This is a genomic window from Candidatus Njordibacter sp. Uisw_056 (assembly GCF_047730085.1).
GTDB lineage: Bacteria > Pseudomonadota > Gammaproteobacteria > Pseudomonadales > Balneatricaceae > Njordibacter.
Genome location: NZ_CP159830.1, coordinates 386818 through 399463, shown reverse-complemented (window position 1 = coordinate 399463; position 12646 = coordinate 386818). Strand labels below are relative to the sequence as shown.

The 12646-nt window shown below is 44.8% G+C and carries 10 protein-coding genes; 2 read left to right on the top strand and 8 right to left on the bottom strand.

The genetic code is table 11. The features are described 5' to 3' along the window. Positions 1-20: 20 nt before the first annotated feature. The 8 genes from bamA to rpsB form a co-directional block, all read right to left on the bottom strand. Positions 21-2300: an outer membrane protein assembly factor BamA gene (gene bamA / locus ABXT60_RS01960; RefSeq protein ID WP_443631104.1), complete on the bottom strand. Its 2280-nt coding sequence runs from the start codon at positions 2298-2300 to the stop codon at positions 21-23. A gap of 22 nt (positions 2301-2322) precedes the next feature. Next, complete coding sequence (gene rseP / locus ABXT60_RS01955; protein WP_443631103.1) at positions 2323-3711, bottom strand: RIP metalloprotease RseP; 1389 nt, start codon at positions 3709-3711, stop codon at positions 2323-2325. Positions 3712-3732: 21 nt separating this feature from the next. Continuing rightward, positions 3733-4542: a phosphatidate cytidylyltransferase gene (locus tag ABXT60_RS01950; protein WP_443631102.1), complete on the bottom strand. Its 810-nt coding sequence runs from the start codon at positions 4540-4542 to the stop codon at positions 3733-3735. 43 nt (positions 4543-4585) lie between these two features. Continuing rightward, positions 4586-5356 (bottom strand): polyprenyl diphosphate synthase, encoded by a 771-nt coding sequence (uppS, locus tag ABXT60_RS01945; RefSeq protein ID WP_443631101.1) that lies wholly within the window; start codon positions 5354-5356, stop codon positions 4586-4588. Between the two features lie 44 nt (positions 5357-5400). Continuing rightward, positions 5401-5958, bottom strand: coding sequence for a ribosome recycling factor (gene frr / locus ABXT60_RS01940; protein ID WP_443631100.1), 558 nt, complete (start codon positions 5956-5958; stop codon positions 5401-5403). Then, entirely contained in the window at positions 5951-6712 is a 762-nt protein-coding gene (pyrH, locus tag ABXT60_RS01935) for a UMP kinase (RefSeq protein WP_443631099.1), read from the bottom strand. The genes frr and pyrH overlap by 8 nt, the downstream gene beginning before the upstream one ends. Positions 6713-6899: 187 nt before the next feature. Beyond that, positions 6900-7760: a translation elongation factor Ts gene (gene tsf / locus ABXT60_RS01930; RefSeq protein WP_443631098.1), complete on the bottom strand. Its 861-nt coding sequence runs from the start codon at positions 7758-7760 to the stop codon at positions 6900-6902. A gap of 106 nt (positions 7761-7866) precedes the next feature. Then, on the bottom strand, positions 7867-8622 hold the full coding sequence (gene rpsB / locus ABXT60_RS01925; RefSeq protein ID WP_443631097.1) for a 30S ribosomal protein S2: 756 nt from the start codon (positions 8620-8622) through the stop codon (positions 7867-7869). A 561-nt stretch (positions 8623-9183) separates the two neighbouring features. Between rpsB and map the strand changes: the two genes are divergently transcribed. After that, complete coding sequence (gene map / locus ABXT60_RS01920) at positions 9184-9954, top strand: type I methionyl aminopeptidase (RefSeq protein WP_443631096.1); 771 nt, start codon at positions 9184-9186, stop codon at positions 9952-9954. Positions 9955-9956: 2 nt separating this feature from the next. Next, positions 9957-12629, top strand: a complete 2673-nt coding sequence (gene glnD / locus ABXT60_RS01915) for a [protein-PII] uridylyltransferase (protein ID WP_443631095.1) — start codon at positions 9957-9959, stop codon at positions 12627-12629. Positions 12630-12646 lie beyond the last annotated feature (17 nt).

Here is a 12646-nt window from a genome sequence, read left to right as displayed (position 1 = left end):
TCATTCCTTGTGAACTTAGACTAGAACGAGCGGCCTAAAGTTATATGTGTTGATTGTGTTAGGTCGCCAGTTTTTTGTTTTAATGGCGCTGCCAAAACTAGGGTTAGCGGCCCCACCGGTGTCAACCAAGCAAGGTTGAGACCACCAGACGCTCTTAGATCACCCAGAGTAAATTCGCCAGATTTGTGTACATTGCCTACGTCAACAAACAGTGATGTACGAACCGATGGCATATCACTAAACAGTGGAAAAATTAGCTCTGCAGAAGCAGTGCTAAGAATTTGACCACCTAAAGGCTCGCTGAGGGAGTTTGTAGGCCCTAAAGAATTGTTAGCAAAACCACGTACACTACCAAAGCCACCTGCGTAATAGTTAGTAAAAAACGGTGTGGTGCTTGTAGCGCCATAAGCCCCCACAACAGCAACTTGCGCCCCTGTAGAGAAGACTAGGGATTCAGTGTAGTTAACGGGTGTAAAGTTTCGGTAGTTGTAGCTCAATTGATAGAAGTTTAGGTCACTGTTAGGCAAAGCTAGATCTAAATTAACACCATGCGAACTACCTTGGGTTGGGTACCAGAAATCATTGAGAGTATTATTATTCCAGTTTACTGAGGTTTTAAACTGCTTGTAATTTAGGCCTTCAGCATTGGTAAAATCAGTCGCTTCAACAGAAGGAGACGCCCCCAAGGTTAGGTCTATACGTTCATAGCCTACTTTGAAATCTAGGCGAGTATTATCATCTATTGGATAGCCAAAACGCAGATCCATACCTACAGTATCAGTGGCAAAATTACTCACATCAACCTTGGCATAATCTCGCTTGGTGTAATACAAATCAACGCCACGGCTTACGCCATCTATCGTATAATAGGGGTTAAGGTAGCTGAATTTATATTCATCCGTACTGCTACTAGAAGAAAAAGACGCTTGCATTTTATTACCCGTGCCTAAGAAGTTATTTTGATTGACTGAGCCGCCCCAAAAAGCGCCTTCCCCATCAGCATAGCCAACCATGACAGACCAATCCGCAGTAAGCCCTTCTTCTACGGCAAACTCAACATCCAACTGATCATCAGTGCCAACCACAGGCGTTGTTTCTACCACCACATTATTGAAGAAACCCAAACGCTGGAGACGTAATTTTGAAGCTGTGATATCTGCCATAGATGCCACCCCACCTTCCATTTGACGCACTTCACGTCGCAACACATCATCACTGGTCCGAGTATTACCTCTAAAATTTATGCGGCGCACGTAGGTTCGTTTGCCCGACCTGATTTGGTATTGCACGTCTACCGTTTTTTGCACTTCGTTCACTAACGGAACTGGCTGAACTTCAGCAAAAGCAAATCCATTATCCCCAAAGAGTTGGCGCACATCTGCAGCTGCATTAACAAGGCTCTTTCGAGAAAAAACTTGGCCTGATGATTCGCCAACAAGTCCCCATATATCAGCATCATCTACTTCATATTGGCCAGCAATGCTGACCTTACCAATTTTAAACTCCTCACCTTCCACCAAGTTGATAGTAATGAACACACTGGTTTTGTCAGGGGAAATAGCCACTTGTGTGGATTCAATGTTAAATAGCACATAGCCTTTGTTTAAATAATGTGAGCGTATATTTTCTAGGTCTGCGGTGAGCTTTTCTCTAGAGTATTGGTCATCCTTAGTAAATAATGTCCACACACCAGGTGTTTTCAGGCTCATTAAATCCATAAGTTCAGCATCGGCATAATTGTCATTGCCTATGATGTTGATATGGCTAATAGATGATGTGATGCCTTCATTAATTTTTACATTAATAGAGACTCGATTTTCACCCAACTCACTTACTACCGATTCGACTAATACCGCATATCGCCCTTGGCGATTATATTGCCGTTCTAGTTCCAGTTCTATTTGTGCCAAAGTAGCGCGTTTAAAAATCTCACCTTCCTTCAGTCCCGCAGCCTCAAGGGCCGAGCGAAGCTGCTCTGTTGCTAGAATTTTATTACCCTCTAGGCCTATAAAACCGATGGCTGGGCGCTCTTGTACAACCACCAGCAACACATTGCCTTCTTGCTCTAACTGAATGTCTTCAAAGTAGCCACTTTTGAACATGCTTCGTGTGGCATAGGCTAAGCTGCGCTCATCTGCTGTATCACCAACTTTCAGCGGCAATTGGGCGAATGCCTGACTTGAACTTAGCCTCTGCAACCCATCTATATTAATATCTTCAATGGTGAAGCTTGTAGCCATAACCACTTGCGATACTGCCAATGTGCAACTTAACAAAACGCTTAAAACAATGTGTTTCATATTTCACTAACCCAAAATAAGATTAAAGACGCATCAAGTCATTAGCCACAGCGATAATCATCACGCTAAACACTAATGCCATACCAATCCGCAAGCCGAAAGCTTGGATCCGCTCGGGAACTTTACGCCCTGTAACTACTTCTACAAGGTAATATAACAAATGCCCGCCATCCAGCATAGGAACAGGCAATAGATTTAATACGCCAAGACTGACGCTTAAGTAGGCCATAAAAGTAATGTAGGTGATGAAGCCCGATTCTGCTGAAGCCCCAGCAATTTTAGCAATGCTGATGGGGCCACTAAGATGTTCAACTGAGACTAAGCCCTGCACCATGCGACCTAAGAAGCTTAGTGTTAGCCCAGCCATTTCCAAGGCCTGCTGGCCACCTGCAAGCAAACCAGGCACTAGGCCCAGTTGTTGTTCAAACCGTATCGATTGAGGCCAAGAAATAGACGCTACACCGATGCCAATAATACCAATACGACCACCTAATTCATTTACATAGGAGCTTAACTGAACCGGCACGTCTATACGCCCAGAATTCCTCTCAAGGGTTACGCTAACTGCCATATCAGCATGGCTTTGAACAAAAGCCACAAATTCATTATAGCCTGCCATAGGTTCCTGGTTGATAGACACTATTTTGTCACCCACCCTTAACCCAGCTATTTCTGCAGCCCCTTGAGGAACGATATAATCAACTTTGATCGGCACGTTGGGACGCCAGACTGTCAACCCTAATTGAGACATTGGGCTTGCTTGTACAGACGCAGACATCCATTGCGTCACAGCAAAACTACGCTCCACCGGGGAGCCCAAGACAGGCAATGCATCGAGTTTATTTGGCAGTACCGCTTGCTGTTGCAACAGCTGCTCATCAAGCCCTTGGATCAAAAATTCTATGCTTGTTGTTTCACCGATCCTTTTCGCTAGGGCAATATTCACAGCCTCCCATGTGGGGGTTTGCTGGCCATCAATGGCTAGAATACGTTGGGGCGATTGAAACCCAGAAATGCTTTCGTCCATAGCCACAGCTACGGGGATTAACTGCGGTGTGCCAGAAACCTGAACAACAGCATACAATAACCCAGCGAACAGGAGGTTAACCAAAGGGCCCGCAGCCACGATGGCAATTCGCTTCCAGGGAGACTTTAGATCAAAGGCAACCTTTAGATCACTGTCACTAAGTGTATTGTTTCGCGAATCCATCATACTTACATAGCCACCCAGAGGTAGCCAAGCAAACACATACTCAGTGCCATCCTTGCCTATTTTTCGAAAAATAGGCCGGCCAAAGCCAACTGAAAAACGCAGTACTTTTACGCCACACCAGCGCGCCACAAAAAAATGCCCGGCCTCATGCACAGTTACGAGCACCGCCAAGGCAAACACGGTGGTTAAGATAGTCATTACCATTGCGCCATTAAATCCTTATTGACTAATTAAAATAAGACACAGAGCAAATACAGGAGCAGCGGCCGTGAGACTATCAATACGATCCATAATTCCACCATGTCCTGGCAGTATTGAGCCACTGTCCTTAATACCGCACTGACGTTTAAACATGCTTTCCGTTAAGTCTCCAATTACAGAAGCAAACAATAGGACCATAGCCAGTAAATAGATACCAAAGGAAAGGTCTTGGGAAAAATAAAGGTGCTTCTGAGTGAACATGGAGACTAAAAGCACTGTAACAGTGGCGCCACCGATGCCTGCCCAAGATTTTGCAGGGCTTACTCGCGGCATAAGCTTGCGTTTACCGAATCGTTTTCCAGCGAAGTAAGCCCCCGTATCTGCACCCCACACTATGAGAAACATATACACGATTAACCAAGGGCCCTGACTCAGTTCGCGGATATATACGATAGCAGCCCATGTAGGCACAAGCACTAAGAAGCCCACTACGCCCTTACTCAAACGCCCACACCATAGGGCGCAAGCTCTGGGGTACAACACCACTAATACGGTGGCAGCTAGCCACCACAAGGCCGCTACCAGAAATATAATTTTCTCATAGTGAGGTAGCAGTTTTTGGACAAGCACAATAGCGAAGAGCACAGACAACACATACACTGTACGCTGACTACGGCTCACAAGACGCATCATTGCAGTCCACTCCCAAGCCGCCATAAGCACGACAAGAGCCACAAACAAAGCAAAGGCTTGTGGTGATAAAAAAAATACTGCTGTTAAAGTCAGTGGCGCAATCACCAAAGCCGTAGCAATTCTAGATTTCAACATATTATTATTTTACTTTGTATCAAAAGAGCCAACCACTGCGTGATTAAACATTTGATTTTTGTTCTACTAATTGAGCACCAGTTTGGCCAAATCTCCTTTGTCTTTGTCCAAATTGAACCAACGTATCCACCATTTTTTGATGTTTGAATTCCGGCCAAAGTGTGTCCACAAATACAAATTCTGCATAGGCCATTTGCCACAACAAAAAATTACTTATGCGCTGTTCACCACTTGTGCGTATACATAAATCAACTCCTGGCAAGTCTCCTAAACAAAGGTACTTACCAAAATCATCTTCGCTTACAGAGTCGGGGGAGACACCATTGTCCTTAATTTCTGAGGCCAGTTTTTTAGCCGCTTCTAGAATATCCCACCGACCACCGTAGTTGGCCGCAATACTGAGTTGTAACCCAGTGTTTGCCATCGTTTTTGTTTCGGCCGCCACGATTAGTTTCTGTAACTCAGCACTCAACCCATGCGTATTTCCAATAATTCGCAAACGAATATTATTGTCGTGTAGCTTATCCACTTCACGCTTTAAAACATAGACAAACAAGTCCATCAAAGCTTTAACTTCAAGAGGTGGCCTCCGCCAATTTTCACTACTAAACGCAAATAGGGTAAGCGCTGGGATTTCATAATGCACAGCCGTCTCAATCACCGCTCTTACTGCATCAACACCAGCCTTATGGCCTGCTACGCCAGAAAGGCTATGGTTTTTAGCCCAGCGGTTATTACCATCCATGATAATGGCAATATGCTCAGGCAGTGCTTCTAGCTTACGAGCCAGAATGGTTTGGCGCGGGTCGGTCATGCATTAATCCTTAATGTGAGCCTTATCAGAAACAATGATGCAGGTTAAACCTCCATCAAATCCTTTTCTTTTGCTGCTAAAGCCGCTTCAATAGTAGCCACGTGCGCATCAGTAACCTTTTGCACCATGTCTTCACCACGGCGCGCATCATCCTCTGAAATATCTTTATCTTTTAACAGCTCTTTAATATCGCTATTCGCATCACGGCGAATACTGCGTACAGAAACGCGGGCTTTTTCAGCTTCTTCTCGAGCTCCCCGAATAAAACTTTTACGGGTTTCTTCCGTAAGCGCTGGCATAGGCACACGAATCAAATCACCAGAAGTAGATGGGTTTAGCCCCAGATTAGCCTTCATGATCGCCTTTTCTATCTCTGGCACCATAGGTTTCTCCCAAGGAGAAACAGCCAAACAGCGACCATCTTCAACAGAGATGTTAGCTAATTGGTTCAGGGGCGTATCACTACCATAATAAGACACCATTACACTGTCTAATATACTTGGGTGAGCTCGCCCAGTGCGGATGCGCTTAAACGCTTCGCTTAGGGCCGAAATACTTTTGTCCATACGCTCATTGGCATCTTGCTGAATTTCATTAATCATTATTTTCTCCGCCCTCAGGCAATGTCACATTCACCAGTGTACCTTCGTGGCCACCGACCACCAAATTAACTAAGGCCCCTGGCTTGTTCATATTAAACACTCGAACTGGCATCTCTTGGTCGCGACACAAACACATGGCTGTTAGGTCCATAATGCCTAATTGCTTTTCAATGGCTTCGTCAAAAGTGATGTACTCATACTTTACAGCATTTGGGTTTTTAACTGGGTCTGAATCGTAAACCCCGTCCACTTTAGTAGCTTTAAGCACTACATCAGCTTCAATTTCTATTCCACGTAATGAAGCAGCAGAATCCGTAGTAAAAAACGGGTTACCCGTGCCTGCAGAAAAAATGACCACATTACCTTGTGACAAGTACAACATAGCGTTACGACGATCATAATGATCCACTACTCCACTCATAGGAATGGCAGACATTACTCGGGTGGTAATGTTGGAGCGCTCTAGGGCATCGCGCATCGCCAAAGCATTCATTACCGTAGCTAACATGCCCATATGATCGCCAGTTACCCGATCCATTCCAGCCTCACTGAGGGCCGCTCCCCGGAACAAGTTACCACCGCCAATCACCAGACCCACTTGTACGCCAATACCCACCAGCTGACCAACTTCTAGGGCCATACGATCTAAAACTTTAGGATCGATACCAAAGTTCTCGCTCCCCATCAATGCTTCGCCGCTGAGCTTGAGCAAAATCCGTTTATAGCGGGGTTGACGCTTATCCGACATTGGCATTTATTTTCTCCAAAACATTAGTATGCAACAGCTATATTATTACTCATAATATATAGCCCTGACAAAACAATAAGATAGTGACGCATTAACAGCTCAAGGGCAAGTTGTGCACTTGGCTTAAGTCAAAAAAAAACGCCGCCACAGTGGAACATCCTCTGTGGCGGCGCTTCATGCAGACTGATAAGGCTTAACCCTTTAGCTGCTGTGCTACTTCGGTAGCAAAGTCAACATGCTCCACTTCAATTCCTTCACCTACTTCTAGGCGATTAAAGGCAGTAACAGAGGCATTAACAGCACTTAGCAAGTCGCTAATTTTTTGATCTGGATTTTTGACAAAGGGTTGTTCTGTTAAGCTATTTTCAGCCAAGAACTTGTTGATACGACCCATCATCATCTTATCAACGATCGCATCTGGCTTACCAGCCATATCAGGCTGCGCCTTAATGATATCTTTTTCTTTTTCGACTTCTTCAGCAGTCATATCATCGCGACTAACGACACGCGGGTTGATAGCGGTAACGTGCATGGCAATATCTTTGGCCAGCTCACGATCACCTGCAGTAAGCAAAATCAAAGTAGCAATTTTACTATTGCTGTGAACATAAGCGCCAACATTAGCACCCTCAAGCATAACTATACGGCGAGGAGTGATATTTTCACCAATCTTTTGCACTAAAGCTTCGCGAGCATCAGACAGTTCGCCTTGCATTAACACAGCCATATCATCTTGCTTAGCTGAAAATGCTGCTTCAGTTACCTTAGCAGCAAAGGCCAAAAAGCCTTCATCACGAGCAGCAAAGTCTGTTTCTGAATTCACTTCAACCAACACACCGAAAGAATTGTCATCAGCAACTTTTGCAAGCACAACACCTTCAGCAGCTGTACGGCCCGCTTTTTTAGCCGCTTTTAAGCCACTAGATTTACGCAAATCTTCGATTGCCTGGTCAATGTCACCTTCAGAAGCAACAAGAGCCTTTTTACAATCCATCATGCCCAAGCTAGTACGCTCACGCAATTCTTTAACCATAGATGCAGTAATTGCAGCCATTAGAAAATCCTCAATTTGGGTTTTCAACGCCACACAGGACGCCGTTAAAAAAAAGGGAGCCTAGCTCCCTTTTGTATATTTGCCTAGCTAAACCAAGAGTTTAGGCTTATTCGGCAGCAACTTCAGCTACTACAGCTTCTTCTTCAGCAACTTCTACAAATTCGCCAGCAACAGAGGTGCCATCGTCTTTACCAGCTGCACAAGCATCGGCCATAGCAGAAACGTAGATCTCGATAGCGCGCAAAGCATCATCATTAGCAGGAATTACATAATCGATGCCATCTGGGTTACTGTTGGTATCAACGATACCAATAACTGGGATACCAAGCTTGTTAGCTTCGTTAATCGCAATACGTTCGTGCTCAACGTCTACCACAAACAAAGCGTCTGGAAGGCCACCCATGTCCTTGATACCGCCAATAGCGCGCTCAAGTTTTTCCATTTCACGTTGACGCATCAACGCTTCTTTCTTAGTCAACTGCTCAGAAGTACCGTCGTTAAACTGCGTCTCTAGGGTGCGAAAACGATTAATTGACTGACGGATAGTCTTGTAGTTAGTCAACATACCACCCAACCAGCGATGGTTGACATAAGGCATTCCAACCCGACTAGCATGTTCTTTAATCAACTTACCTGCCGCACGCTTAGTACCAACGAACAATACTTTGTTCTTGTTAGAAGCCATGTTCTCAACGATCGCAAGAGCTTCGTTCAAAGCAGGTAGGGTTTGGTCTAGGTTGATGATGTGAATCTTGTTACGAGCGCCAAAGATATACTGGCCCATTTTTGGGTTCCAGTAACGTGTTTGGTGTCCGAAGTGGGCGCCTGCTTTAAGCAGGTCACGCATACTTACTTTAGTCATTTTAATTTCCTTTGTACGGGTTAGGCCTCCATAAACCCTCGTCTTGCAGATTCTTTAATAGAATAAAAGCAAGAACCATAGTTCGATCAGAAGCCTTAAAGCAGACCCCCAACACCCAGAACCATGTGCCGGTTTATGTGTGACGTTATAGTTAAGCTCTAAAATCGAGGTCTTTCTAACGAAAGGAACAAGAACGAATTTAGGCGCGCAATTTATACCATAACTAGCGGGAAATATCAAAAGTAATCGCCGGCATTAGCTCATTTATATCGCTCTTAAGCTGCAACTAACCCCGAAGGCTCCAGGTTGCACCTTTTAAGCACAACGCAGGGCGACATTTCCATTCATTCATGGGTGCATAGGCTCTTTATTTTTATCACTAATTGAAAATCGTTTGAGATAAACTATTGGCCTAAAATCACCAAAATTTCAGGGTTTTAGGGCGACGATATAAAAATTTTACTTCAAGGCCATGAACTTGACGATGTCTGGTATAATCAGAAGTCAAATATTGGTTTACTGTCCTTATAGCCTTTCTGGCATAAAAGCATTGAGAAACACATGAACATATTGATTAAAGACACAGCTGCCATTGAAAAGATGCGCATTGCTGGCCGCTTGGCGGCAGAAGTGTTAGAGATGATCCACCCATATGTGAAAGCGGGCGTAACCACCAACACGCTTGATCAAATCTGCCATGACTATATTGTGGATGTGCAAAAAGCAATTCCTGCACCATTAAACTACCACGGCTTCCCCAAGTCTATTTGCACCTCAGTTAACCAAGTCGTTTGTCACGGCATCCCAAATGATAAAGCCTTGAAGCAGGGTGATCTTTTAAATATAGACATTACCGTAATTAAAGAGGGTTATCACGGCGATACCAGCCGCATGTTTGCTATTGGCCCTGTTGCACCCCACGTTGAACGCTTAGTCGCCATTACCCAAGAATGCCTCTATAAGGGTATTGCTTTGGTAAAGCCAGGCGCCCACTTAGGTGATATAGGCCACGTGATCCAGGTGCATGCCGAAGCAAATCATTATTCCATCGTGCAAGAGTATTGCGGCCATGGCATTGGTGTAGGCTTTCATGAAGATCCCCAAGTACTCCATTATGGCAGGCCAAATACTGGTGTTGAGCTAAAAGAAGGTATGATTTTTACCATTGAACCTATGCTTAATGCGGGCAAACGTCACGTTAAACTTAATAAAAATGATGGCTGGACTGTGACGACTGCAGACAAGCGTTTGTCTGCTCAGTTTGAGCACACAATTTTGGTTACTTCAGACGGCTACGAAAACCTTACCATTCGTAAAGAAGAGATGACGTAATAGTGTCCTTGGTTAGTAAGCGACTGCGCGACCAACTCATTGATCATGAACAGCTGCAACAGCAACTGATTAGCCAGCCTGCAGCCCACGTATTAAAAGCTGCTTTAAATGCAGGCCAAAGCCAGCTTGATGACATTTTTAATGAACATAAAGAAACTCGTATTTACGAGCTGATCCATGCTCGGGCTTGGCTTGTGGACCAGGTGCTTTGCCTAGCATGGCAGCAGTATTTGTGGCCGGATGAAGCAGCTCTGGTAGCTGTGGGTGGTTATGGCCGAGGTGAATTACACCCACAGTCAGACATCGATTTACTGATTCTAATTGGTAACGATGTTGAAGAATCACTCTGGCACAGCTGCACCCAAGAATTTATCACTTTTATCTGGGATTTAGGCCTACAAATTGGTTCTAGTGTGCGTACCTTAGATGATTGTTACACCCAAGCTAAAGATGACATCACTATCGCAACCAGCCTTTTAGAATCTCACACTATTATAGGTAAAGCTGGATTACGCAAAAAAGTATTTGATTGGGTTATTTCTGAGAACGCTTGGAGCGATGAGTCTTTTTATAAGGCTCGCATTAAAACCCAGCAGCAAAGACATCTGCGTACTAACGACACTGAATACAATCTCGAACCCAACATCAAAAATTCCTCTGGGGGGTTGCGTGATATTCAAACCATTGGCTGGATAGGCAAGCGTCATTTTGGTCTGCGCTATATGGCTCAACTTTCTGGGCACAGTTACCTCAACCAAGGTGAGCTAGACTCTCTCAAAGAGGGGACTAATTACCTTTGGACTATTCGCTATGCTCTACACCTAATATCCAAGCGACCAGAAGACCGCTTGCTGTTTGACCATCAACGCACCTTGGCTGCTTTTTTTGGCTATGAAGATAATGATGACGCATTAGCTGTTGAGCAGTTTATGCACCGTTATTACCGCACGGCAATGCACTTAGCAGAGCTTAATCAAACGTTACTTCAGTTGTTTGATCAAGCAATCCTGCATGCGCATGATCAAGACACCGTAGTATCGATCAGTCGACGCTTTGAGCTACGTAATGGCCTTTTGCAGGCCTGTTATCCAAGCGTATTTTTACGCCAACCATTTGCCATTATGGAAGCCTTTGTTATTTTAGCTCAACATCCTCAATGCACTGCCATTGGGGCGGAGTGTAAGCGATTAATTCAAGCCCACCGCCACCTTATTGATGACAAGTATCGCCGAGATATACGCGTTAACAGCCTCTTTATGGAGTTACTTCGTTCGCCCCATCGCATGTCTCACACTTTACTAGAAATGCAGCGCCAAGGGGTACTAGGGGATTACCTGCCTAGTTTCAGCAAGATTGTAGGTCGAATGCAGCATGACCTTTATCACATTTATACCGTTGATGCCCACACCATGAAGGTGGTGAAAAAAATGCGTGAACTGTTGCTGCCAAAAGAGCAAGAGCGTTTTCCAGTAGCGGGTCGCCTAGTACATGAACTACCCAAGATTGAACTTTTATACATTGCCGGACTTTACCACGACATCGGCAAAGGCAGCGGCCGTGACCATTCTGTTGTTGGAGCAGAAGAAGTTCGGCATTTTTGTAAACAGCATCAACTAGGAGAGTGGGACACAGAGCTGGTTAGCTGGTTAGTACGTAATCACTTACTCATGTCTATGACAGCGCAAAAACGTGACATTGGTAACCCAGATATCATTCATGAATTTGCTACAAAAATGGGTGACGAGCTGCACTTAAATTACCTTTATGTGCTCACTGTGTGTGACATCAACGCTACCAACCCAGCACTTTGGAACAACTGGCGAGCATCACTTTTACGCCAACTTTACACCGCTACCAATCGTGTTCTTCGCTTGGGTTTAGACGTGCCCGTAGATCATCGTGCACTGATAGAACAAAGCCAAACCGATGCGCGTAAATTGTTGCAAGAACAACGATTTAATCCTGCCTCTGTAATGCGCTTATGGAAGAATTTGGGTGATGATTACTTTATTAGAGAAAACGCCAAAACCATCGCGTGGCATACCCGCACTATTTTAAACCATCAAGTTGATGGGCCTTTAGTAGCCATTAGTGAAACGTCATTCAGCGCCTTTGAAGGAGGCACGCAAGTATTCGTTTACACCCAAGACAAAGCCAACTTATTTGCTGCTTTGTGTGCCATTCTTGGACAACTTCACCTAGACATTCAAGATGCACGCATCATCACTACCGAAGACGGTTATAGTATGGACACCTTTGTGGTGCTGGATAACAGTGGCAACACTATTAATCAAACTCCTGCGTTACTGGAACAACTGAAGCAGCGCCTCACCCAAGCACTGCAATACCCCGCCCAGTTTGCTTATATCGTGCAGCAACGACAACCTAGAATTCATAAACTCTTCAATCAATCTGCTTCTGTTAGTTTAAGCAACCCGAAGGGCCGCAGCTGGACGCGACTGGAGTTGTCCAGCGCAGATAGGCCAGGGTTATTGGCTCAAGTAGGTCTAGTGTTCATGCGCTTGGGTATCAGCATTCAAAAAGCTAAAATCCAATCCATCGGCGGGCAAGTAGAAGACGTGTTTTTTATTACTCTGGCTAATGGCGAGCGCATTGTTGACGAACAGCTGTTAAAAACTCTCGAACACGACGTTTGTAGAGCCATGGATAAATAAGGCGAATAAAGCAAAGC